The sequence below is a fragment of the Paenibacillus sp. FSL R5-0345 genome, from assembly GCF_000758585.1.
Lineage (GTDB): Bacteria > Bacillota > Bacilli > Paenibacillales > Paenibacillaceae > Paenibacillus_AQ.
In genome coordinates, this window is the sequence record NZ_CP009281.1 from 2,832,327 (window position 1) to 2,857,911 (window position 25,585).

Below are 25,585 nucleotides of genomic sequence, written 5' to 3' on the forward strand. Positions count from 1 at the left end.
TATACTGTGAAAGATTGGATATGACGGGAGGTGCTACACTTGGGTTATCAACAATTCGGAATTAGCCCTCAGCTCGTGGAACGCATCAAGCTGAAGATGAAAAATTCGACTGTCAAAGATCGTATCAAAAATATGATTAACGGCATCTCGAAACAGGAGTTACAGGACCCGGCGGTTGTCCGCAGGCTGGTACGGAATGCGTCAGGTGTACTGAGCGAGAAATTGACCTCGACGCAGGAAGACCAAATTGTGAAATTTATAATCGCTCAGAAAATTGATCCGAACAACACCTTCCATTTGATCCGTTTGTGGGGAATGTTCCGTTAGGAAAGTCACTAACGAGTATAGGGTAGATTTGAGGTTGATCCCCAGCGTACTAAAGGAGGAGAAACTGTCTCAAAAGTAGTGAATGCTACTTATGGGCAGTTTCTTTTTTTGCTGCTAAAGTCTTGAGAGTAATTAGGGAAAAGCTCTCTGAAAATAACCGATAATTACTCAAAATGAATTAAATCAGGGAATTCCTCCCTATAAATCGGAGTAATATCTATATTTACCACCAAATCAGGTGAATTATAGGGAGGAATTCTCTAATTATTGATCTGGTGAGCAATAATGACTGAATTATAAGGAGATTTTCCCTAATTGTTTATGAGAGCCCGATCCGGTATCCAAACCCAGCCTAGAACATAAAAAGAAGCGCTTCTCAGGTTATTGGGAAGCGCTTCTTCACTTACGCGGCTCTTAGAATAATAAAGGCTGTCTTCGAACAAAGAAGATAAACTTATAGAATAGCTCTATATGTTATTAGTGCTGGTTAACCTGTCTTTGATCAACAGTAGCTGATTTGAACACAATTTGGCTGTCGGGATCACAATCAAGGACGATCGTCCGCAGCTGATGTTCTTCCATTCTGTTGATCAGACAGAATAATGTACTAAGCTCTCCATTTTCCCCTGAGCCTTCAGCAAGCCCAACTTCTCGACCTAGTGAAGTTTCGAGCGCTTCTTGGATATCCATACAACGACTGCTGGTAATCCATGCAGCGCGAGAAGCGGATAATCCTCGGAGTGAGAATCTCACACCTTCGAAGGCTAATAAGTAAGCCAGAATGGAATACATTGCTTGCTCCCAGCCAAATAACGTGCCTGCAATAAGCAAGATAGCACAGTTCAGAATCATGATGACGATTTCAGTTGACTTTGGCGGTCCGCCACTCAGAAGTGAATATCCTTGGTCACTGGCATGTTTGTTCAAACCACCGAATCGGACAGATATTCCGATACCAAGCCCTAAACAGATCCCGCCTGCCATTGCAGCAGGTAAAGGATCGCTAATGACTGCAGGAAAACGGTGAAGAGCAAGTGAAGCAATGGTCAAGCAAGTTAATCCTAGTACGGTATACAGCGCAAAGCGAACATTCACTTGCTTTCGAGACATAAATATAAAAGGGAGATTGAATAGAAACAGAAACAATCCAAGCCGCATTTCAGTGGTATGAGCGAATAATGCTGATAAACCTGTGATTCCTCCAACCACAAGCCCATGTGGTATAAGAAATAATTCTAATCCTACAGCGGCAAGTAGTGCTCCCGCAATAACAGTGAGAACTCGTAATATAGAATTGTTACGTAGCTGTTGATGTTGCTTTGTCTTGATTTTCAATTTTTTCCCTCCTTTAACAGGGGAAACAACTTTATTCATGTATGCATGCTACGTCAGTCTTTTTGGACATTTTTGCAGCATATCGTTTCTCGAATTTGAATATTATATCCAATATTTTATAATCCATATAGATTCCTTCGTTAGAAGGGGTCCGAAGATAGCAAGAATAAGTACATATATAGCTCAAATGGCTGTAGGATAGCCGGTAGTCCGCCTGCTTTATCCAAATTGGCCATAGTAATCGAGAAATATCCATGTGAGACTATACTTAAACTGATAAAAGGTGAAGCACGCGGGCTGAGACCGGCACTGCGCCCGGCTAACAAGCCTGCGACAAAGTTCCTGATTAGTGTATCAAAGACTGCTGCGAGAGAGAAACAGAGCGCCTCAATACCCAAGGTGAGTGGATCTATTGTCAGTCCGAAGCTAAAGAAGATAGCCCCAGAGAAATCACAATAAATGTAGTCGTTTAATATTCACGAAATGAGAAGTGAATTTTAGCACGTACAGCCGCAGTCGAAGCATGAATTTATAAATTACCGGACGAAATATAATTGAAAGTAAAGGGAGCATTGCGGTTAATGCTATGGAGCGCTGTCCCCACTGTTCAATTATTTTGATAGCTCCAATTTGTGGAATGATTTTGGGAGCTGTCCGCACAGGAGGTATAGATTTGCGTTCATAGTGTTCAATTTCGGGAGTTGTATGTTCTTGTTTTGTAGTCGTTAAGCTTCCAGACCAAGTGATTGGAAATGAGGAAATCAAACCCAAAACTAAAAAGATCCGAAGAAGCCAAAGTAAGAACATACGCGCTATATATTGCACTAAAATAACACCTCCCAACTGCATATAGTATAAAAAGCATAACATACCTTTTTACATGAATCCAAATTTTTTTGTGAAAAATCTTCTTTAAAAGGTAAAGAAAATAAGAAACTGACGGGGATAATTGAAGTAATTCGCAGTAAATATATCTTTTATTATCAAGTTTAAGTCAGCAGGGATAAATTTGAGCAAATCGCGGGATTTTAACGGTTTTTTCTAGCGCAGTCCTATATGATCATTCTATTCGAAAAATGCATCGATTTGTGAGCAGCGACCAGTTATTTTGTTACGTTCCAGATTGATGAAGGTAATCGTTTGGAACTACATGTAATAGAGCTTGAAGTCTGAACAACCGAATTTCTAAAAATGTACATAACGTTCTAGAATCACCATGCCTTTTTTGGGTAAGACTCATATGAGAGGTTTTACCAGAATCTCAATCCCGGAAGGAGGCAATGGTCTTGAATTCAAATGAAACAAAATCGCAGGGTCAGGTTCCTTTTCATACACTGAGCGAGGAAGAAGTGCTCAAAAGGCTGGAAACTCGGAAAGATGGCTTGTCTTCCGGTGAAGCCGCTAAACTTCAGGAGAAGTATGGGAAGAACGTACTTCAAGAGGCAAAGACCAAATCACTGTTAGGAAAATTTATTGAGCAATTTAAAAATGTCATGATCTTTATTTTGCTCGTGGCAGCTGTATTGTCTGGGATTTTAGGAGAATGGACAGATACAATCATTATTTTGTTAGTAGTAGTCCTGAATGCGGTGCTTGGCGTTATTCAGGAAAATAAAGCAGAGCAAGCTTTAGATGCCCTAAAAAGTATGTCCTCTCCGCATGCCAGGGTGCGGCGTGGAGGTCAGGTTTCTGAGATTAAAAGTGAGGACCTCGTGCCAGGGGATATTGTGTTGCTGGAAGCTGGAAACGTGGTTCCGGCAGATATTAGGCTGTTAGAAGCTGCTTCTTTGAAAACAGAGGAGGCCGCATTAACCGGAGAATCATTACCTTCAGAAAAAAAGGTAGGTGTGCTTGAGGGAAGCGATATTGTTATCGGGGATCGTACCAATATGGCTTATATGAGCAGTAATGTAACTTACGGTAGAGCGGTTGGTGTAGTCACATCTACAGGAATGCAGACTGAAGTCGGCAGGATCGCCGGATTTATCTCGGAAGAAGAGAATGATGTCACACCGCTGCAAAAGAAACTGGACGAACTAGGAAAATATTTTACTTTTATTATTCTTGGTGTTTGTGTAGTCATCTTTGCCGTCGGCATATTTGAGGGTAGAGAACTGCTGGATATGCTTCTCACCTCAATCTCACTTGCAGTAGCGGCGATTCCTGAAGGGCTGCCAGCCATTGTTACCATTATCTTAGCACTCGGAGTGCAGCGGATGGCTAAACGTAAAGCGATCATTCGCAAGCTCCCCGCTGTAGAGACGCTTGGAAGCACCGAAATTATATGCTCTGACAAGACCGGTACATTGACACTGAACAAGATGACTGTCGAAAAAGTGCATGTCAATGGAACTACGAAAGAAGCTGTAGAAGGGCTTGAGGGGACGCCAGGCGGCGAACTTCTGCTTCAGGCCATGACGCTTTGTAATGATTCCAGTATTGACGAAGGGAAGTCTCCTAAGGATTCTGGAGGGAATGAAGGAGCCAAGGACCCGCAAACCAAGAGTGGTAAAGCGATTATTGGCGATCCCACGGAAACTGCATTAGTGGACTACGCACTCAGTATTGGTACTGACAAAAGGGATTTAGAAAAGAAATTCCCGCGTAAAAACGAACTGCCATTTGACTCCGATCGCAAGTTGATGACGACGATTCATGAAGTTGAAAATGGGCGTTATCGTGTACTAACGAAAGGTGCTCCAGATGTACTTTTATCCAAATGCAGCCATATCTTTGTGGATGGAGAAATCGTCCCTTTTAAAGAGGAACATTCACGACAAATCATGGAAAGTAATAAAATGCTTGCGAACGATGCACTCCGGGTTTTGGCATTTGCTTACAGAGATGAAGAGCAGCTACCGTCCAATATCTCACCGGATACTACAGAGAAAGAACTAGTATTTATCGGTTTAGTCGGTATGATTGATCCGCCGCGTGAGGAAGTGCGGGATGCGGTAGCCATCTGTCGAAAAGCAGGGATAAGACCTGTAATGATTACAGGAGATCATCGAGATACAGCAGCGGCCATAGCCAAAAGATTAGGGATTATCGAAGATGAAACAGGTGTATTAACTGGGAGTGAGCTGGATAAATTTAGTGAAGAGGAATTTGCTGAGAAAGTCATTGATTATTCGGTTTATGCTCGGGTATCTCCTGAACATAAAGTTCGGATTGTGAAGGCGTGGAGGAAAAAAGGAAAGATTGTTGCCATGACTGGTGATGGAGTGAATGATGCTCCTGCGCTTAAGTCATCAGATATCGGTGTGGGAATGGGAATCACAGGAACAGATGTGGCTAAGGGCGTATCTGACATGGTGCTCGCAGATGATAACTTCACGACCATAGTTGTTGCTGTTGAAGAAGGACGGAAAGTATATAGCAATATCCGTAAGGCAATCCAGTTCCTGCTCTCTGCCAATCTTGGTGAGGTTCTTACGCTATTCATTGCGACAATGATCGGTTGGCGTATTCTTGAGCCGATTCATATCCTGTGGATTAATCTTGTTACTGACACCCTACCTGCGCTTGCCCTAGGGCTTGAAAAAGCGGGGGACGATCTGATGTCGAAAAAACCACGAAAAGCCAGCAGCAGTATCTTTGCTGGTGGTGTGGGAATCGGGATCATCTACCAGGGTATATTAGAGGCTGCGCTTACACTGTTCGTATACCAATGGGCACATACGCATTACAATGAGGGAATTGCGGTTACGATGGCATTCGCCACATTAGGATTACTGCAAATCTCTCATGCGTTTAACGTCAGATCCAATACGAAATCGTTGTTTCAGATTGGCTGGTTCAGCAACCGGTATATGCTGTGGGCATCACTGATCTCTACATTAATGTTGGTGCTGGTAATCATCATCCCTGGACTGAATGATTGGTTTGGTGTCTCGCATTTAAGCGGATCACAGTGGGGAATCGTCGTTGCTGCAGCATTGGCGATTATATTGATCGTAGAGCTTGTAAAACTGTTTGTACGTTTAAGCGGTAGAGGCAAGAACTGGGACTAAAAATCCCACTTTTTGTAGCAACAAAAAAAGCCTGAACCCTCCAGAACGGAGGATTCAGGCTTTCTCAATATGTGGCCTTTTGACTGTAAATGCGGATTACAGAATGCGCTGCATATGCAGGATTACGTTGCTCCAATACCCTGAGTCGAGCTCACTGATCTGAACCCCGGGATCTCCCCATGTGTGAATGAATTTCCCATCCCCAATGTAAATACCGACATGTCCAGGGATAGCGTCACTTTCAAAGCGACCTGGGACAGTGAAGAAGATCAGATCGCCCACATCTAGTGCACTGCGTTGAACGCGATTACCTAAATTATCTTGATCCTTGGCTAGGCGTGGTAAGTTTACTCCGAATTTTTTGAATACATGCCTTGTAAAAGAAGAGCAATCAAATTTCTTGGTTTCTTCATAAGGTCCGGTGCCGAATTCATAAGGCACACCCAAAAATTTTTTGGCAAAAGAAACTAATTCCTTCTTGTCAGCTTCAGAAATACTTTGGATGCGAATGGGTTTAGATCCATTCTTTGTTTTAGCAGATGGTGATTTTATAATACTTTCATGATCGGTCGGTGTGGCAATGTTGATTTCCCCAGACTGTGGATTCCAACCCACTTCTGTTTGAAGAAATTTAGATAATGCTAAAGGTGTGATATAGATTTGTCCTTCTTGTCGTCTAGGTGCCTGCGGTAGCGTGATTTTTTCACCTAAGGAGAAGACCTGAGTAGAGCCAGGACGTAGCATATACATAACATCACTGTAGCCAATCTTGGTGTATCCTCCATGAGTAGCATCATCTTTCATTCGATATCCGAGTGAAGCAATTGCAGGTTTGAGTGGAATCCAGTACTTTCCTTGAGCATCTGTGATGGAGGACTTTTCATAATAACTAGAGGCTTGCATGCCATCAGGTGTTACAGCGTTTATCTTGGGTTTTTGTGATTGTGATGAGTAACTACACGCAGTACTTGATAAAACAACAGCAAGCAATACAGTAGCAGTGGACAGTATTTTTTTGTGGTTACCAGGCATATGACACGCTCCATATTCAAACTGTAGGTTAAGTTTGTGCAGGGGACTTTTTTTTATGTAATGCGGCTCAAGGCAATCACTGTAAGACACAACCAAGTCCTTCCTATATTGGTGAGTAATGCGCTATGAAATTTGTAATCTATGGAAGTTGGATAAGTGATTGACGGATAAACAACCTCCATATAATATAGGTTTAATAGATTTCTATCATTATTGTGAGGTACGTGTAAGCTTATGCTTTAATGCTTTTATCAATAAAAGTGATAATGCTGAGTCGCTCACTTTGATGCACGCGTTAATAATCTAATGAAATGGGGTACTTTAATGAAAAAGAGAAACATTTTGGCGGGTTTAAGCTTATGCTTCATGCTGGTAGCTGCTGGCTGTGGTAACAATAATGCTGCAGTAGACTCAGGCAATGCAACAAACACCGGAAATAAGTCAACAAATGCTGGAACCGCAGATTCTAAAACTTACAAAATCGCAATTTCGCAATATGTAGAACATCCGTCACTTGATGCTACACGCGAAGGAATTCTCGCTGCTTTGAAGGATGCAGGACTTGTTGAAGGAGAGAACTTGAAGGTTGATCTTGAGAATGCTCAAGCTGACCAAGCGAATAACTTGTCAATTGCTCAAAAGATTGCCGCAGACACGAATGATTTGGTATTGGCGATTGCGACACCTTCCGCTCAATCCGTTGTTCAAGCGCTTAGCAAATCAAGTAAGGATACTCCGATTCTGTTCGCAGCGGTGACTGATCCTATCGATGCAAAAATCGTTACTGATCTTGAGCATCCTGGTGGCAATGTCTCTGGTGTATCTGATACGAATCCTGAAGCTATCAATAGATTAATGCAATTCATCGCTACTCAATTTCCTAATGTGAAGAAGCTCGGCATTGTTATCAATGAAGGTGAACCGAATGCTGTAATTATGGCGGATATTGCCAAGAAAGAGCTGGATAAACATGGTATTGAACTTGTGAAGGCAGCTATCACGAATACTTCTGAAGTTAAGCAAGCTGCTGAGTCACTTGCTGGTCGTGTAGATGCATTCTACATCACTTTGGATAACACTGTAGTGAGTGCTGTGGATACCATTATTCAAACGGCTAATGATAAGAAAATTCCGTTCTTCTCCAGTGATCGAGATACCGTTGAAAAAGGCGCATTTGCTACCGTGGGCTTCAAATACTTCGATCATGGTTACCAAGTTGGACAAATGGCAGTGGATATTCTGAAAAATGGTAAAAAACCAGGAGATATGAAAGTTACAATGCAAGAAAAACTCGATCTTATCCTAAACCTCAAAGCTGCTGCTGCACAAGGCATAGAAGTAACAGATGCAATGAAAGCAGAAGTAGCCGATCAAGCTAACAATATTATTCAATAAGACATTATATTGGGGCGATTCCGTAAGGACGCCCCTTGCCGCTTGAAGGAGGAAAACTTCTATGTATGATTCAATGCTTGGGGCCGTGGAAATGGGTCTGCTTTACGCATTTATGGCTTTAGGGGTATATATTACTTTTCGCATTTTGGATTTTCCTGATTTGACTGTGGATGGTAGCTTTACTACAGGCGGTGCCATTGCCGCTGTTATGATTACTAATGGCTATGCACCGTGGTTGGCCACACTCGCTGCTATTGCTGGTGGGATGTTGGCAGGAATGTGTACGGGTCTACTACATACGAAAGGCAAGATTAATGGATTGTTATCCGGGATTCTAATGATGATTGCACTTTATTCCATTAATTTGCGAATATTTGGCGGTAAGCCTAACTGGTCACTTATGGGTGATACTACGTTGTTCTCGTCCATTAATCCACTTCTTGTTCTTCCTTTTGTTGTTTTATTTGTGAAAATCCTAATGGATTTATTCTTGCGTACAGATCTTGGGCTTGCTTTGAGGGCTACCGGAGATAATGCAAGAATGATCCGCAGTCTGGGTGTAAACACGGATAATACAACCATTCTCGGTGTCAGTCTATCTAATGGAATGGTGGCACTCTCGGGTGCGCTGATTACTCAGTATTCTACTTTTGCGGATTCCTCAATGGGCATAGGGATGATTGTTATCGGCTTAGCTTCGGTAATCATAGGTGAAGCTATTTTCGGGGCTGGAAATGTATTCCGTGCAACTTTGGCAGTTGTTCTGGGATCTATTGTTTACCGAATCGTAGTTGCACTTGCTTTGTATGTTCCTTGGTTGAGACCTTCGGATCTTAAACTGATCACAGCAATTATCGTTATTTTCGCACTTGTATTCCCATCGATTCAGCGTTTCTTGAAGCAGAAGAATTTAGCGCGCAAGCGTTCAGTGGAATTAGCTGAACAAGCGCTTAGCAGCAAGAGAGGAGGCACTATCGATGCTTAAGCTTGATAACGTATCTAAGCTGTTCAATCCTGGCACTCCGGATGAGAAGATTGCGCTGCTCGGTATTGATTTGGAGCTTCGCCCCGGCGATTTTGTCACCATTATTGGCAGCAACGGCGCAGGTAAATCTACACTGATGAATATCATTTCTGGTGTAATGAAGCCGGATCTCGGTTCAGTTAGCATTGAAGGGAATTCTATAAGCCATTTAGCAGAGTATCAGCGCAGTCGCTGGATCGGACGGGTCTTCCAGGACCCTATGGCAGGTACGGCTCCACGGATGACGATTGAAGAGAATTTAGCGATGGCATATAAAAGAGGAAAGAACAGAGGATTATCCTTCGGTGTAAATACAGTGAGACGGGCGAAGTTTCGCGAGGAGTTAAGCCGGCTCGGGATCGGATTGGAAAACCGTCTACGGGCTAAGGTGGGGTTATTATCTGGCGGGGAAAGACAAGCGTTGAGTTTGCTAATGGCAACCTTCACCCAACCGCAGATTTTGCTACTAGATGAACATACAGCTGCACTTGATCCGTCACGTGCGGAGCTGATAACTAAACTGACAGAGTCAATCGTCCGCGAGATGAAGCTGACTACACTTATGGTTACCCATAACATGGAGCAGGCAATTCGCCTTGGGAATCGTCTTATCATGATGGATAAGGGACGTATTATCCTTGATATTGACGAAACACGCAAACAGGATCTTACGGTAGAACGCTTACTGGGAGAATTTGAGGCCATCAGTGGTCATAAACTGGCAGATGATCGAATGGTGCTTGGTTAGTCTTTTGTAAATGTGACATAGGCTCATGATAAGGGCTTAAAGTGAAGTCTGACTTTGGATTTCACTTTAAGTCCTTTTTGTTGCAGTTTTTCCCAAATGCTTCAATATCATTTATGATAGGATAGAGTGATGATAAATATTACTTCCCATAATAAGGGTTTGGAGTGAATTGGAGGATGCTTATGTTTTGGAAAAATGTCAGCGCTTACAGAAGTTCGGGTATTTTTAATAAAATGATATTGATCATTTCCTTTTTACTGCTGTTGTCCTTTCTATTCTCTTTAACCGTCCTGCAGTATGTTTATCGAATTTATGACAAGCAAATCTATGAAAAGGCATCCGAAGTGCTGGGGATGTCATCGATCAGTATAGAAAGTACTTTAAGAGAGTTGGAACAACTTTCTTTTAACGTGGTCTCTGATGAGCAAATACAGGAATGCCTTCGTCAGTTGCAGGATGATCCTCAGCCGTATGAAAGACAGGTTCTACATAACAAGATCATTAACAGGTTAGTTGCCTTTGCAGGAGCTGAGAAATATGTCTATTCTATGATGCTGTTGGATACGAATGGCGGTGCTATGACCGCAGGAAATCGTGAGGGTGTATCACAGGATCTTCAGGATCAATTAAAACCTCTGGCTAAGGAAGCTGGGGGTAGCATAGTGTGGTATCCCCAAGGAAATAAAAATTCACTCTTGGCTGTTCGGCAGATTAAATCTTATACAGGGTCAACCTTTACGCTGGCCGATCTAGGGACGTTAGTTATCCGTATTCGAATTGATCGCATTATAGCCGATAGCACAAGTAATACTTCGGATGGCGATCAGTTGATTGTTGTTGATGCGATGTCAGGGCAGGCGGTTTATCCTCAAGCTCCAATATTACTGCCAACGGAGCTTAAAGAGGAAACGGAACGTTCTGAGCTCTATCGGACAGCCAAGTATGAAGAAGGAACTTATTTTATCACGAAGACTAAATCATCTTATATGGAATGGATGTATATCAATGCGACCCCATTCAATGAGATGTTCAAACATATTACTTTTGTTAAAAAACTGGTCGTCATCATTTTCGCGCTCATACTATTAATTGGACTGCTCTTAGGTTATCGATTAGCTCGAAGTATTGTACGTCCGATTTCAAAGCTGACCAAAAAAATGAAACAAATCGAAAAGGGAGATCTGGATAATCTGGAGGAACAATCTCTAGGTGTAGTTTCGCAAACTGCGCAGGACGAGGTAAGTCAGCTTAACCGTACCTTTAAAATGATGATCCGCAGAATTAGAGAACTCATCGATGAGAATTACGCGAAGCAGCTCATTATTAGAGAGACCGAGCTTAAAGCGCTGCAGGCACAGATTAATCCGCATTTTTTATACAATACCCTTGAATCGATCAATTGGTTAGCGAAGATGAACAAGCAAGCGAAAATCTCTGAAATGGTTGAGGCTCTTGGGTACTTGTTCCGCAGTTCGATCGGTCTTAAAGACCCTTTGATTACGATTGAAAAAGAGCTTACTATCGTGCGTAATTATGTCATTATCCAAAAAACACGGTTTGACGATAGACTTGATTTCCGGATGGATTTTCCTGAGCATTTACATGACGCTTTAATCCCGAAGCTGACACTCCAACCATTGATCGAGAATGCGATCCGATATGCATTAGAACCTAATATTGAACCCTGTACTATTTCTATAACCGTGAGTGAGGAGGAGCATGGACTTGATATTCGTGTTAGTGATAATGGGCCGGGAATGAGTGCGGAGTTCATCAAAGATTTGCAGCAGGGTAGAGTCAAGACACGTGGCGAAGGGATCGGGTTAGCGAACATCGCAGAGCGTATTCAAATCGTGTTTGGTTCAGAATGGGGTACAGTGATTGAAAGTGAGCCAGGCCAAGGAACGATAATACATGTACGTATACCCTATTTAAAAGGAGTGCTAGAGAATGTATAAGTTACTGCTGGTTGATGATGAACGGTTGATACTAGAAGGCATATCGCAGGTAGTAGACTGGGCACAGGCAGGAACTGAGCTGGTGGGTACGGCGCGAAACGGGATAGAAGCCTTGGAGAAAATAGAGGAGCTTCGTCCTGACATAGTGATCACTGATATTTCTATGCCCGGTTTGGATGGATTAGGCTTGGTACAGAAATGTAGTGAACGATTTCCTGATTTGAAGTTCGTTATGTTGACGGGGTATAAAGATTTTGACTACGCCTGTATCGCTATGCAGCACGGCGTTAAACATTACTTGCTAAAGCCTTGCAACGAAAATCAAATTCATGATGCACTAATTGAACTGGTAGCAGAGCTCGATGAACTAAAGGGCCGGACAGATTTTGTAAATGACATGAAACAACGGTTTACCAAAGTTCTACCCCATGTGAAGGAACAATTTTTGAAGGAATGGATCTCTAACAAAACATACGGAAGTCAAGATCTTGAGTACTATCAGGAGCTGCTAGGCATCGAATTAAATGACAAAATGGTGCGTTTGATCTTGTTCAGACTGGAAGGTTCTTATGAATATGAACAACTTTTTGCTTTGCAAAATATTGCACAGGATATGCTTCAAGAAACGCTACTTAGTACAAGGATCGGCGGATTTATTCTGATCCTAATGGAAGTCGAAGGAGAGACCGCGCTGAATAATACAATGCTTGAGCGAATTTCAGAAGTAAGGAAAATGTTCTACAAGTTTTACAAAGTGGATGTAACCATTGCGATTAGTGACGCGGACTTCATGATACATTCACGGCGATTGTATCGTCAGACCCTGCAGTACATTAACCACTGTTTTTATATGGAAGAGGGAGGTCTGATCACAGGTAGTGATCTACCTAGTGATGAACTAAGCGGAAGAAATGATATCGAACTAGACGAAGAGCAAATCTGTCTGCTGATTAAGGCGGGCGAACAAAGTGCAGTAGAGTTAGAATTAGAGCGCTTATTTAACCTGCTTGCTGAACAGCGTGTGGATATAAATGTAACGCGATCTTATGTTTTGCAATTGTATTCTGCGATGATAAGGTTAGCCGTCCCTGAAGAAAGAAATAACTTTACTTCAAGTATGGCAGAATTAGCGGAGATCAGGACCTTAGGTGGCCTTAAAGCCTATGTAAAAGATGCGGCGGTTCGTCTGACAGCGATGTACGATCGTCATTTCCGCTGTCGCCAATCCTTAATCGTAGATAAAATGTTCAAAATTATTGCGGATGATTACAAGAATGCGGAGCTGTCACTTAGCTCAGTCGCTGCTGAGATGTTATATATGAATCCTGATTATCTTGGAAAAATATTTAAGAAAATCACTGGGGAGAAGTTCTCTAATTACGTTACCAATTACCGGATTACTAAAGCATCGGAACACATTTTGCATAGTGGTGATGTAAGAGTATTTGAACTCGCTGAAATGTTCGGCTTTGGTGGGAATGCACAGTATTTCAGTCAAGTGTTCAAAAAAGTAACTGGGCAGACACCCACTGAATTTATGAAACCCTCACAAGGGAACTGATTATTGAACAAACAAGACGGTTTTTTGTATTCATAAATCACTAAATATTTGAGAAAATTTAACCATGAAAGCGCTACCTAAAGGGATCAGAGCCTTTACACTATTATAGGAAAAGGGGACATGAATTTGAAAAAGAGATTCGCTTTACTAGCCGTACCATTGTTGCTGTCATCTATATTAGCGGGTTGTGGTGGAGGTAACAACAATAACAGCGCTGCCGCTACGGACTCAGCTACAAATGCTCCTTCGGAAACGAAGCCTGCAGCTACGACCTCAGCAGAACCTGTAACCCTGCGTATTGCTTGGTGGGGTGGAGATACACGACATTCCTATACACAACAAGTGATTGATATGTATGAAGCCAAATACCCGAATGTAACGATTGAACCAGAATATGCGTCCTTTGATGATTACTGGAAAAAACTTGCTCCGCAAGCAGCAGCAAATAGACTTCCTGATATCGTTCAAATGGATATTTCTTATATTAATCAATATGGATCTAACGGACAGCTCGAAGATTTGAAGCCTTATTTGAACTCTCAGATACAAGTCGGCGATGTGAATGAGAACGTACTTAGTACCGGGGTGATCAATGAGAAGCAATATGGAATTCCACTAGGTGTTAACGTACTTGGTTTTCAATATGATCCAGAATTGCTAAAGAAGGCAGGAGTGGATTCTATTCCAGGGAACTGGACTTGGGATCAATACAAAGAAATCGCTGCGAAAGCTAAATCGGCTGGACTATACATCGACGGTTCCATGGCAGCTGACGTATTCTTCAACTATTATCTTCGCACAAAAGGGCTGGCGTTATATAACAATGATGGTTCAGCGCTTGGATATGAGGACGATGCTTTATTCACTGACTTTTTCGGAATGCTGTCTGGTTTAATTAAAGATGGTGCGGTTCCAACCCAAGATAAACTGAGCCAAAACAAAGGCGTTATCGAAGAGTCGGATATTGTTAAAGGCACAGGTATCGGTGTATGGCAATGGTCGAACCAATATGTTGCTTTGCAAATCGCTGTAAATCGTCCTATGGCACTGGCACAAATGCCTGGTCCAGATATGGAAAAAGGTCTTTACATGCAGCCTAGTATGTACTGGTCGGTTACTTCTAATTCCAAAGTGAAGGAAGAAGCAGCGAAGTTTGTTGATTTCTGGATTAATGATCCTGAAGCCAATAACCTGATCAAAGGTGAACGTGGTGTGCCAATTTCAAGTAAGATTAAGGAATCTGTTTCTTCACAATTAACGGATTCTGGTAAACAAGTATTCAAGTTCGTTGCTGACATGGAGCCTACAACTTCTCCAATGAGTCCGCCAGTGGGATCGCCAGAGGTGGTAGCACTCCTTACAGACCTTGCTGAACAAATGAACTTCGGCAAAATTGACCCAGCAGCTGCAGCAGCGCAGTTCCGAAAAGAAGCGAACGCCATTCTCTCCAGCCGGTAGTAGTAAAGTAACAGATAACTATACTGCGTCTAACATGGGAAACGGCATGCCATTTAGTTAGGCGGCAGCCCGTTTCCCTTATTATTCACATAAAAAGGAGTTGGAGACCCTTGGCATCCACGAATCCCCTTCCTTCGAATCCGCTGGCTTTTAAGAAAAAGAAGCTAACAGGCCGGAGTTTGCGAAGCAACCTTACAGGATATGCCTTCATCAGTCCGTTCGTCATTGGTTTTCTTTGCTTCACACTGATTCCGATGATCATTTCTCTTTATCTTTCTTTTACTAAATATAATTTATTCGCTCCACCTAAATGGATCGGATTTGATAACTACATCAAAATGTTCTCGAATGACCCGAAATATTTACATTCACTTAAGGTGACGCTGCTTTATGTATTTATTGGTGTGCCTTTACGGCTCACCTTTGCATTATTTGTGGCTATGATTCTAAATACAAAATCGCGTATGATCGGAGCCTATCGTACAACTTATTATTTACCTTCTATTATAGGTGGCAGTGTGGCGGTATCCATCATGTGGCGTAATATTTTTAGTGATACTGGAATTATTAATGGCATGCTCGGTTTTTTCGGCCTTGGTCCAGTAAGCTGGTTCGGTAATCCGAGCGCTGCGCTTATTATGTTGATCACCTTATCCGTGTGGCAGTTTGGTTCATCCATGTTGATTTTTCTGGCAGGTCTAAAAAATATTCCTGGTGAAATGTACGAGGCAGCTAGTGTAGATGGAGCAGGTTTTTTCAGAAAGTTTTTTAAGATTACAATGCCCCTCCTAAGCTCAGTTATTCTGTTCAATCTAGTCATGCAGACGATCAGTGCATTTATGACCTTTGTTCCAGCTTATATTATCTCTAAAGGTGAAGGCGGACCAATGGACGGTACGATGTTGTATTCTCTATATCTATTCCGTCAGGCCTTTATGTTTAATAACATGGGTTATGCTTCGGCTATGGCGTGGGTAATGTTGTTGCTAGTTGGCATCATGACCGGAATTTTGTTCAAGACATCCAAATCGTGGGTCTTCTACGAATCGGAAGGAGGAAAATAATCCATGGCGAAAATGAAACTGAAATGGCCGCTGTATCATATTCTTATCGGTGGCCTCGCTATCATTATGCTGTATCCGATTTTGTGGATGATCATGAGCTCTTTTAAAGAGAGCCGGCTTGTATTTGTTACCGCTCAGCAGCTTCTTCCCGATCCTTGGGTATGGGGGAATTATGCTAAAGGCTGGGAAGGGATTGCAGGATACTCCTTTGGTGTCTTTATAAAGAATTCATTAATTATCGTCGTTGTAGCCACTCTAGGAGCGGTGGTTTCTTCTTCACTGGTAGCCTTCGGATTTGCACGTAATAAGTTTGTAGGGCATGGATTATGGTTCGGTATCATGATGATGACACTTATGCTTCCTTCAGATGTAGTGCTTGTCCCGCAATATATTATTTATGCAAAATTGGAATGGCTCGATAGTATCAAGCCGATCGTGGTTCCACAGTTCTTCGGAGTTCCGTTCTTTATTTTCCTAATGCTGCAGTTTATTCGGACAATTCCTGTTGAACTTGACGAAGCGGCTACGATTGATGGTTGCGGGAAATTTGGTCTATACTTCAGAATCATTCTCCCACTCATCCGTCCATCTATGGCTACTGCAGCGATTTTTTCCTTCTATTGGCGCTGGGAAGACCTGCTTGGGCCAGTGTTGTACCTGAACTCTCCATCTAAATATACAGTTTCTATGGGACTAAAAATGTTCCTCGACAGTGAGTCCGTGTCCAACTGGGGACCTATGTTCGCTATGTCCGTTCTTAGCTTGGCACCTGTCATGATTATTTTCTTTATCTTCCAAAAGCAGATTGTTGAAGGAATCAGCACCAGTGGTTTGAAAGGATAATATCTCTAATGAAGAAAGGTGCGGCTGAATTTGGATAGCTATCATTTTGACTTTGGGATTAAAGATACAGAGCCTGGCTACACCAAAATTCGGCCGGATACAAGGTACTCTCCGGAGACGAGATTTGGGTTTACTTCAGACTCGACAGTATTCGGACGTTCCAGAGGAGGAACGGATACATTACGAAGTGATTTCTGCATTCCGCAGAGAGCTGTCCTCCTATTGGATATTCCTGATGGGATTTACCGCATTTCTTTGTTACTCGGTGACGCTTTAGCAGATACCAGTACAGTAATTCGAGCAGGTGATGGTAAGTACGTATTAGATACTTTAAACGTCCCGGCAGGTCAATATGTACGAGAATCATTTGCGATGCGAATCATGGGTGGTCAGCTAAAGCTCACGTTCTCGGGTGCTGCACCTCGAATAAATGCAATGGACATTGAGCCTGATAACGAACCACTCGTCTTATATTTGGCCGGTGATTCTACGGTAACCGATCAAGGAGAAGCGGGTTATCCTTATGCTGGCTGGGGGCAGTTACTGCCACGCTGCTTCAAAGCAGGACTTGTTGTGGATAATCGGGCTATTTCTGGACATAGCTCCAAGAGCTTTATTGAGGAAGGGCATTTGGATAATCTTGCCGCAGCTATCAGACCTAGAGATTATATGTTCATTCAATTTGGACATAACGATTCTAAGGGTGATGATCTAAGACACACCGACCCCTTTACTACATATAAAGAGTATTTACTAAGGATGATTACAGTTGCTAGGGAAGCGGGAGCCTACCCAGTATTGGTGACCGCTGTACATAGGCGGAGATTTGATATTAATGAAGCAATCGTAGACACCCATGGGGATTATTTAGTAGCTATGCGGGAGCTCTCAGAGACTGAGCAGATCCCTCTGATCGATTTGGCAGAGAAGAGTCGTAAGCTTTTTGAAACCTATGGAGTGGAAGGAACGAAGGATTTGTTCATGTGGAGCTATCCCGGAGAATATATCTTGCATCCAGTTGGCGTACAGGACAACACGCATTTTCAGATTCTAGGTGCAAGACTTCTAGCTGAACTCATTATTGAAGGTATTCGTGAAGCCGGATTAAATGATCTCATGATTCATCTTCGGCATGGAGAATAGACACGCCCTTGGGAAAAGTAAATATCTGTCGATTCAACTTCAGTATGCGAGGTTAAGGTTAGGGAAAGAACTTAACTGTAAGGCTTGCATGACAAGAAGGAGGATATTTAGACATGGCAGATAAGAAGCTGGAAGGCAAGGTAGCAATTGTAACAGGAGGAGGTTCCGGTATTGGACGAGCGACCGTGCTTGAGTTCGCCCGAAACGGGGCCAAAGTTGTATTACTAGATAGAACGGTTGAGAACGCAGAAAAGGTTAGAAAACAAGTTGAGAAAGAAGGCGGAGAAGCCCTCGTAATAGAATGCGACGTTGCTGAACCCCCGCAAGTGGAAGCAGCAATAAACAAGGCTGCCGCGAAATGGGGGCGTCTTGATATTGTTTTTGCTAACGCAGGGATCAATGGAGCCATGACGCCCATTGAAACGATGGATATTGAATCTTGGGATCAGACCATTCATATTAATTTGCGTGGAACCTTCGCGACTGTTAAATATGCGATACCGCATCTAAAAGATAGCGGGGGCAGCATCCTGATTAACAGCTCCATTAACGGAAACCGTGTATTTTCCAACGTCGGTTTTTCCGCATACAGTACGACAAAGGCAGGCCAGGTTGCTTTTATGAAAATGGCAGCATTAGAGCTGGCACAATTTCAAATTCGCGTAAATGCGATCTGTCCCGGGGCTATAAAAACCAATATAGATGACAACACTTTTCCATCTGAAGATCTCAAAGAGGTAAAGATCCCTGTTGAATTTCCAGAGGGGGATCAACCGCTGGAGGAAGGACCTGGGCGTCCTGATCAAGTTGCAAAGCTGGCACTATTTCTGGCATCCGAGGATTCAGATCATATTACAGGAACTGAGATCTATTGTGACGGTGCAGAATCGTTGCTCCATGGTTAAATTTTCGTAAATCATCTCTTCCATTAAAACGGATTCTATCCTCTTTGTTATGCGGGATCAAATTGATCTTGAGCGCATATACATTGAGGATAAGAATGCCGTTTTTTTGATGTAAAATAAAGCTAATCATTATCTCTGTTTTCCGTTATAATGGAGTATCTCTGGGAAAGGAGAATAAACGATGGATTTTCATATTGAATCATTAATTAAGCTATTAGTGGCCATGCTGTTCGGGCTGTTCATCGGGATTGACCGACAGATCAAGCAGAAACCGCTGGGGATTCGGACCAGTATGGTCATAAGCATCGCCTCTTGTCTTGTAACAGTAGTGTCTATTCATGCCTTTGATAAGTTTGCAGGACCAGAGCATCCGAATATGGATCCGATGCGACTGGCTGCACAGATTGTCAGTGGGATAGGGTTCTTGGGTGCTGGTGTTATATTACGAAGAGGCGGAGATGCGATATCAGGTCTCACTTCGGCAGCACTTATCTGGACAGCTTCTGGAATTGGTATAGCTGTGGGCGCAGGCTTCTATATTGAAGCAGCCTATGCGGTTATTCTTCTGATGTTTGCGGTGAATTTGGTTCCTCATTTAATTCGCTCCATTGGTCCTGAAGTACTTAATAAGCACGAAGTTTCGGTTAGAATCATCATGGAAGCCAATTTTGTGCTTACTGAAGTGATCCAAAAAATCGAGCGGCCTCAAGTTAGTACTCAACGAAGTACTAGAAGTCCATCTCGGGCAATCCGCAGAATGAAAATTAAGGATTTGGAAGATGGAAGACAAATGATCGATATGGTGATTTCAGCACCGGATAAAGATTATGCAACAGAGATCTATTATGATGTGAAGAAAATTGATCATGTCATGAGCGTTGAAGTGGAACAGCTGTAAAAAAGGACATGTCACGTCATGACCAGATGTGGTAATCTATCAAGTAGAGACAATTATCAGACACTGGAAGGGAGAACACATTATTATGTCTATCACAGCATATGAAGGGCAATATGAAGGAGAAGCAGCCATCTGGTTGAAAGCTGGCCGTTATGAGGCAGCTATACTACCAGGTATCGGCGGCAATTTGATCTGTTTCCGAGATACCGAAAACGGTTACCGGTTCTTGCATGAACCGGGCGCAGAGGAAATGGAAGCCTTCAAGGCAAGTCCAGGCATCCATGGTATTCCTGTATTATTTCCTCCGAATCGTTATGAAGATGGTAAATTTCCATGGAATGGTCAAACTTATCAACTCCCAGTAAATGAAGTCGCAACGGGCAACCATTTACACGGATTTTTACATACGGCAGCTTGGGAAGTGGAAGAGTTTGGTAGCGGGAAGACGGAAAGCTTCGTAACCGTATTCATCAAAGTGGATGAGAATCATCCTTCTTATCAATATTTGCCGTTTAAATACACAATGAAACTACGTTATACCCTTGGTGAAGGTGGCTTATCTCAACAGGTGCAAGTGCACAATGATGGTGATGATGTGATGCCTTGCTTGCTGGCATTCCATACCGCAATTAATGCACCATTCGCACCGGGTAGCACTCCACAAGATTATCTTGTAAAAGCTACCATCGGTAATCGCTGGGAACTGAATGACCGTATGCTTCCGACTGGTAAATTCCAAGAGCTGGAGCCGGGAGAAACTCAGCTTCGTGATGAAGGTGTGAATCCTTATTTTGCTTCGATGGACAACCATTACACGGCTGTTGCTCAGAACGGGCGTAACCGGATGGAGCTTACGGACAGCAAAGCTGGTGTAACTTTAGTTTATGATGTAGGGACTTCGTACAAGCAGTGGATGATCTGGAATAATGGTGCTTCTGAACAGTTCTTCTGCCCTGAACCGCAAATCAACCTGGTGAATGCGCCAATGGTAGATCTGCCAGCAGATGAGATCGGCTTGTTCAGCCTCAAACCAGGCGAATATTGGGAAGAAAGCAGTCGTCTGTATGTGAAATAGGATAATCGTGAATCATCAGATGTGATAAAGAAAGGGCAGTCTAATCGTAGTTTTCTACGAATAGACTGCCCTTTAACCTTTGAATTAGGAGCTGGACTTTATTTTTTGCTAGCTATTTCTTCATTAATCTGCTCGATAATATCTAGTATACTCTTGGAGCCAAGATCTCCTTCGCCGCGTTTTCTTACGGATACATTGCCAGAGTTCTTCTCATTCTCACCAAGTACGAGCATGTAAGGAGCTTTTTCCAGCTGAGCTTCACGAATTTTGTATCCTAGCTTCTCATTTCGGATATCAACCTCTACACGAATCCCAGCTTGTTCTAAAGATTGTTTCACCTGAAATGCATAATCAACGTAGTTCTCAGAGACGGGCAATAACTTCGCTTGAACCGGTGCCAGCCATAGCGGGAATGCTCCTGCATAATGCTCCGTAATAATCCCCATAAAACGATCAATCGACCCATAAACAGCGCGATGAATTACGACCGGGCGGTGCTTAAGATTATCTTCCCCGATGTAAGTAAGATCGAATTTCTCTGGCATTTGCCAATCTAGTTGGATGGTCCCACATTGCCAGCTTCGTTTTAGCGCATCTAAGATATGAAAATCAATCTTAGGTCCGTAGAACGCGCCATCACCTTCATTCACACGATACTCGATCCCGAGATTGTTTAATACATTTTGCAGAGATTGTTCAGCCTGATCCCATAATTCTTCAGATCCCATATAATCTGCCGGACGAGTTGATAATTCAATTCTATACTCAAAGCCAAACACTCCATAAATATGGTCAATCAGTGAGATTACCCGGCTTATTTCATCCTCAATTTGCTCTGGTAAAACGAAGAGGTGGGCATCATCCTGACAGAAAGTACGAACTCTCATCATCCCGTTAAGTGCGCCAGAATATTCGTGGCGATGTACTTGACCGAATTCCGCAATACGGATAGGCAGCTCTCGGTAGGAATGCAGATTATTTTTGTAGATCAACATATGTCCCGGGCAGTTCATCGGTTTAAGGGCAAATGTTGTTTCGTCTACATTTGTGAAGTACATATTGTCTTTGTAGTGATCCCAGTGCCCGGATTGTTCCCAAAGCCGATTGTTCATCATCAGCGGTGTACGAACTTCATCGTACTCTCTCTGTCTTTGTAATTCACGGGCAAAGTTTTCAAGCTCTGTACGGATTGTCATTCCCTTGGGAAGATAGAAGGGCATACCTGGTGCTTCTTCAGAGAACATGAACAATTCCAGTTCCTTGCCGAGCTTACGATGATCACGTTTTTTAGCTTCTTCAAGAAAGAGCAAGTGGTCTTCAAGCTGAGCTTTCTTAGGAAAAGCAGTTCCGTAAATGCGTTGCAGCATTTTATTATTGGAATCTCCACGCCAGTAGGCTCCAGCTACATTTAACAGCTTAAAGGCTTTGATCAAGCCAGTAGAGGGAAGATGTGGACCTCGGCATAGATCCGAGAATTCACCTTGATCATAAATAGATAATACTGTGTCTTCCGGCAGATCACGAATAAGCTCCAGCTTTAAGGGCTCGTTCATCTCTTCAAAAAGCTTGATTGCTTCAGTGCGTGAAACGACACGGCGGACAATCGGGTGATTCTCTTGAATAATTCTCGCCATCTCTTGTTCGATTGCAACAAGGTCATCCGTGGATAAAGGTGACTCAATATCAATGTCATAATAGAAACCGTCTTCGATTACTGGCCCTATGCCAAGCCGGACACCCTTATCTCCATATATACGTTTTATGGCTTGTGCCATGATATGTGCTGTACTGTGTCTATAAATTTCCAGGCCGTCTTTGCTATCCAACGTAACAATTTCGAGCTGGCAATCATGTTCGATCGGTTGGTTTAAGTCAACGGATCTGCCATCAATTTTTCCAGCTACAGCACTTTTTTTCAGACTGGTACTTATGGCACCTGCTGCTTCTTTAATCGTCGTTCCTTGCAGTACCTCTCTAATTGTTCCGTTTTGCAGTGTTACCTTGATCTCCATGATTGTTAGCCTCCATTTCTCAAAAATTGTTAGTGGTGAACGCAAAAAAACGCATCTCTCCCAGAAAGGGACGAGTGCGTTCAGCTCGTGGTTCCACCCTAATTTGACCTATCACAAGGATAGGACCTCATTGGTATCCGATATCGGGGATAAATCGGTGTCACATACTACCGCGAAATTTGGATCAACGGATTCAGCGCCACAGCTACAAAGGGGTAACTTCACAATCGTTTACTGGAGAAGCTTTCAGCCTGGACCTCTCTCTCTGGACAGTTCGTATAGGAAATCATGTCTTTGATCATTGCCATATGATGTTGCTCGTTCATAGTACTCAATTGCACACCATAAAGTCAAGAGGGAAAAACCCAGAAGTAGAGGATCTTTTTATTTATGGTCATCATTTGCGTATTGGCAAAGGAGATGAAGTACTCATTGGCGAAAGTATGATATCAACCCATTTAAGGAGGTTTGATATGCAGATTCTCGCTATGCTGACTATGCTAATCGACCATATTGGCTATATCTTTTTTCCAGAGGATATTGCTTGGAGATATGTAGGGAGAATAGCCTTTCCCATTTACTGTTACGGACTTGTGCAGGGACATATCCATACTTCATCCAGACCAAAATATTTGTTCCGACTGCTCATAATCGCTATTATTGCTCAGATTCCATACAATTTTGCAATTAATCCTGGCGGATGGAATGTTGTATTTACACTTCTGTTATCGGCAATCGTTTTGGTTATTTTGGATAAGCTTCCCACTCTATGGCTTGGTATACCTGTTGTCATTGGGGCTATCGCGTTAATGGATTATTTCCCTATAGACTATAATGCGTATGGTCTCCTATTAGTATTAATCTTCCGTTATACGAAGTCATACTGGCTTGTCGGAGCTCATTTAGCACTGAATGTATTCTATATGTTCTATAATTTTTGGACAGTGCAAATGCTTAGTATTATACCTACGCTGTTGATTGCTTTGACGCCTGCACTATGGGGATATTTAGAGCGTCACCGGGTGCCACGCTGGGTGTGGTGGTCTTTTTATCCAGCACATTTATTGATTTTGGGCATATTCAAGGGTCTGATTTACAATGATTGGCTTTCTATTGAATGGCGAAGTTTGTTGAATTTATAGTATTTTTACAATAATTAATACTTTGATTTACAAATGTTACCTTTGCTGAGATAATGGATTGATTTCAAAAAAATCTTAAAAAAGGAGACTTGCTATGAGGAGAATGAAAGCTAAGGCAAAATGGTTTATTCCTTTTGTCGCACTGCTGCTTGTTCTGGCCGGTTGTCAATCGGTTGGAGGTTTCGATGTTAATAAGGCATTGATCGGGGATGTCGATGTTAAATCATCAGAATCCAGCATGACGTTTTCTATGAACGCTGAGCCTTCAGAAGGAATTAGCGCAGAAGATAAGGAAATGGTCGATCTCATAAATTCTTTTTCCGTGAGTATCAGTAATGCAAAGTTACAAGAGAATGGTAATGTATCTGCAAATGGAACGATCGGCTATAAACAATTGAATATTCCTTTCGCATTGTTTATGGACAAACAAACTTTAGTCTTTACTGTTGAAGGAGCAAAACAACCGTTTTACTTCCCAATTCAAGGCTATGATGAGGTTTTTGCTGAAGTCGGTTTGGATCTGACTAAAGCTGAGGATCTTAGTAAGCTGCTAACGAAGTTTGTGGTGAAGAATCTTCCGAATCCAAGCGCAATTAGCGTAACACCAGTTAGTGAGGCTGTGTATGGTCAGCAAGTGAATATGACGAAGTTACATACCGAAGTGACGGGTGATGAGCTTCCAGCTTTGTTAAAAGGATTCCTGAAATCGATCTCTAAAGATACTGAAGGCTTTACAGAATTGGTTGGTGGTCTGTACGACTATCTGTACCCAGTGATCAAAGCTATGGACGAAAAAGGCTCCGGTGATTTGCGGAATCTTGGTTTTGGAGATATCCCTTTAGATGATAAAGAAGCAGTAGTTACCGTACTTCATGATGCAGCAAAATTGGCTGTCGATGCGGTACTTCTGGTATATGACAATCAACTGGATAGTCTTTACAAATCCACCCCTGAGCTTAAGACAGTGCTGAGTAAGGATACGAAGCTTGCTGTCGACATTTTTGTTGATAGCAGTCTACATGTTCGTAAACAGAATGTTGATCTGAAAGTGGCACTTCCAGGTACTGAAGATATGCCGTTAAAGAGTTTCTCCCTTAAGGCTTCCAGTCAGGTTTGGAACATTGGTGGTGCTGTAACCGCAGATCCAATCAGTACAAAAGGGGCACTTGATGTTTCTTCCGGTAGTTTAACGCCTGCAGAGACTTTGAACAATTTCGACCCGAATTCTAACGTTTATCGTATATTGAAAGACGATCTTGGTATCACCAAGAGAACGATTGTCATCGAGCCTGACGACGAATATTATTATCCGATCGTAGACAATTATACGACCTACATTCCACTGCGATACCTGGCAGAAGATTTAGATGCTACTGTGGAATGGGATACAGTCAATCGTGCCATTATCGTAACGGATGGTGTGTACGGTGATAAGCTGGTATTCAAAATCGGTTCTTCCGAAGCAGTAATTAACGGTGAAAAAGTGAAGCTTGCTGAGCCTGTATTTGTTGACGAATATGGTGATGCCTATGTATCACTGCGTGTGCTTGCTGAAGCACTTCATGCTTCTGTGTATGTAGATGATGAGGGTTGGATTACTATTACTCGGAAATAGTTGTTCGATCTTCATCAATCAAATAACACATCCAAAC

Annotated in this window: 19 protein-coding genes and 1 pseudogene; 16 read left to right on the forward strand and 4 right to left on the reverse strand. The window is 42.5% G+C overall.

Features of this window, described 5'->3' with window-relative positions; all coding sequences use genetic code 11:
- The first annotated feature begins 39 nt into the window (after positions 1-39).
- Complete coding sequence (locus R50345_RS12270; protein ID WP_042126904.1) at positions 40-327, forward strand: stage VI sporulation protein F; 288 nt, start codon at positions 40-42, stop codon at positions 325-327.
- Positions 328-804: 477 nt separating this feature from the next.
- Here R50345_RS12270 and R50345_RS12275 read toward each other — a convergent pair whose 3' ends face one another.
- Both R50345_RS12275 and R50345_RS31925 read right to left on the reverse strand, forming a co-directional pair.
- Positions 805-1,662, reverse strand: coding sequence for a YitT family protein (locus R50345_RS12275; protein ID WP_052414574.1), 858 nt, complete (start codon positions 1,660-1,662; stop codon positions 805-807).
- A 31-nt stretch (positions 1,663-1,693) separates the two neighbouring features.
- Positions 1,694-2,114 (reverse strand): annotated as a pseudogene (locus tag R50345_RS31925) (cation/H(+) antiporter); the annotation flags it as partial.
- Between the two features lie 834 nt (positions 2,115-2,948).
- Here R50345_RS31925 and R50345_RS12290 point away from each other — a divergent pair.
- A complete protein-coding gene (locus R50345_RS12290) occupies positions 2,949-5,675 on the forward strand; it encodes a calcium-translocating P-type ATPase, SERCA-type (protein ID WP_042126913.1) in 2,727 nt (908 codons plus the stop codon).
- Positions 5,676-5,771: 96 nt separating this feature from the next.
- Here R50345_RS12290 and R50345_RS12295 read toward each other — a convergent pair whose 3' ends face one another.
- The gene (locus R50345_RS12295) at positions 5,772-6,707 is read right to left on the reverse strand and encodes a C40 family peptidase (RefSeq protein ID WP_042126914.1); all 936 of its coding nucleotides are present in this window, start codon (positions 6,705-6,707) and stop codon (positions 5,772-5,774) included.
- Positions 6,708-7,031: 324 nt separating this feature from the next.
- Between R50345_RS12295 and R50345_RS12300 the strand changes: the two genes are divergently transcribed.
- The 12 genes from R50345_RS12300 (at position 7,032) to R50345_RS12355 (ending at position 20,779) form a co-directional block, all read left to right on the forward strand.
- Entirely contained in the window at positions 7,032-8,102 is a 1,071-nt protein-coding gene (locus R50345_RS12300; RefSeq protein WP_042126915.1) for an ABC transporter substrate-binding protein, read from the forward strand.
- A 61-nt stretch (positions 8,103-8,163) separates the two neighbouring features.
- Positions 8,164-9,087 carry an ABC transporter permease gene (locus R50345_RS12305; RefSeq protein WP_042126916.1) on the forward strand — a complete coding sequence of 308 codons (924 nt, stop codon included), beginning with the start codon at positions 8,164-8,166 and terminating at the stop codon, positions 9,085-9,087.
- Entirely contained in the window at positions 9,080-9,874 is a 795-nt protein-coding gene (locus R50345_RS12310) for an ABC transporter ATP-binding protein (RefSeq protein ID WP_042126919.1), read from the forward strand. Before R50345_RS12305 ends, R50345_RS12310 begins: the two co-directional genes overlap by 8 nt.
- Before the next feature lie 182 nt (positions 9,875-10,056).
- The gene (locus R50345_RS12315) at positions 10,057-11,832 is read left to right on the forward strand and encodes a sensor histidine kinase (RefSeq protein WP_081389742.1); all 1,776 of its coding nucleotides are present in this window, start codon (positions 10,057-10,059) and stop codon (positions 11,830-11,832) included.
- Positions 11,825-13,393, forward strand: a complete 1,569-nt coding sequence (locus R50345_RS12320) for a response regulator transcription factor (RefSeq protein ID WP_042126923.1) — start codon at positions 11,825-11,827, stop codon at positions 13,391-13,393. Before R50345_RS12315 ends, R50345_RS12320 begins: the two co-directional genes overlap by 8 nt.
- A gap of 120 nt (positions 13,394-13,513) precedes the next feature.
- Positions 13,514-14,851, forward strand: a complete 1,338-nt coding sequence (locus tag R50345_RS12325) for an extracellular solute-binding protein (protein ID WP_042126925.1) — start codon at positions 13,514-13,516, stop codon at positions 14,849-14,851.
- 143 nt (positions 14,852-14,994) lie between these two features.
- Positions 14,995-15,915 (forward strand): carbohydrate ABC transporter permease, encoded by a 921-nt coding sequence (locus tag R50345_RS12330; protein ID WP_042132108.1) that lies wholly within the window; start codon positions 14,995-14,997, stop codon positions 15,913-15,915.
- Between the two features lie 3 nt (positions 15,916-15,918).
- Positions 15,919-16,758: a carbohydrate ABC transporter permease gene (locus R50345_RS12335; RefSeq protein WP_042126927.1), complete on the forward strand. Its 840-nt coding sequence runs from the start codon at positions 15,919-15,921 to the stop codon at positions 16,756-16,758.
- Between the two features lie 30 nt (positions 16,759-16,788).
- Positions 16,789-17,901: a rhamnogalacturonan acetylesterase gene (locus R50345_RS12340; RefSeq protein ID WP_042126929.1), complete on the forward strand. Its 1,113-nt coding sequence runs from the start codon at positions 16,789-16,791 to the stop codon at positions 17,899-17,901.
- Between the two features lie 113 nt (positions 17,902-18,014).
- Positions 18,015-18,806 (forward strand): SDR family oxidoreductase, encoded by a 792-nt coding sequence (locus R50345_RS12345; protein WP_042126931.1) that lies wholly within the window; start codon positions 18,015-18,017, stop codon positions 18,804-18,806.
- Between the two features lie 181 nt (positions 18,807-18,987).
- The gene (locus tag R50345_RS12350) at positions 18,988-19,704 is read left to right on the forward strand and encodes an MgtC/SapB family protein (RefSeq protein ID WP_042126933.1); all 717 of its coding nucleotides are present in this window, start codon (positions 18,988-18,990) and stop codon (positions 19,702-19,704) included.
- Positions 19,705-19,789: 85 nt separating this feature from the next.
- Positions 19,790-20,779, forward strand: a complete 990-nt coding sequence (locus R50345_RS12355) for an aldose 1-epimerase (protein ID WP_042126935.1) — start codon at positions 19,790-19,792, stop codon at positions 20,777-20,779.
- 98 nt (positions 20,780-20,877) lie between these two features.
- Here R50345_RS12355 and thrS read toward each other — a convergent pair whose 3' ends face one another.
- Positions 20,878-22,791, reverse strand: a complete 1,914-nt coding sequence (thrS, locus tag R50345_RS12360) for a threonine--tRNA ligase (RefSeq protein WP_042126937.1) — start codon at positions 22,789-22,791, stop codon at positions 20,878-20,880.
- Positions 22,792-22,970: 179 nt separating this feature from the next.
- On the opposite strand from thrS, the gene R50345_RS12365 reads away from it, so the two are divergent.
- Both R50345_RS12365 and R50345_RS12370 read left to right on the forward strand, forming a co-directional pair.
- Complete coding sequence (locus R50345_RS12365) at positions 22,971-23,933, forward strand: TraX family protein (protein WP_231574164.1); 963 nt, start codon at positions 22,971-22,973, stop codon at positions 23,931-23,933.
- A gap of 94 nt (positions 23,934-24,027) precedes the next feature.
- Positions 24,028-25,548 (forward strand): copper amine oxidase N-terminal domain-containing protein, encoded by a 1,521-nt coding sequence (locus R50345_RS12370; protein ID WP_052414575.1) that lies wholly within the window; start codon positions 24,028-24,030, stop codon positions 25,546-25,548.
- Positions 25,549-25,585 lie beyond the last annotated feature (37 nt).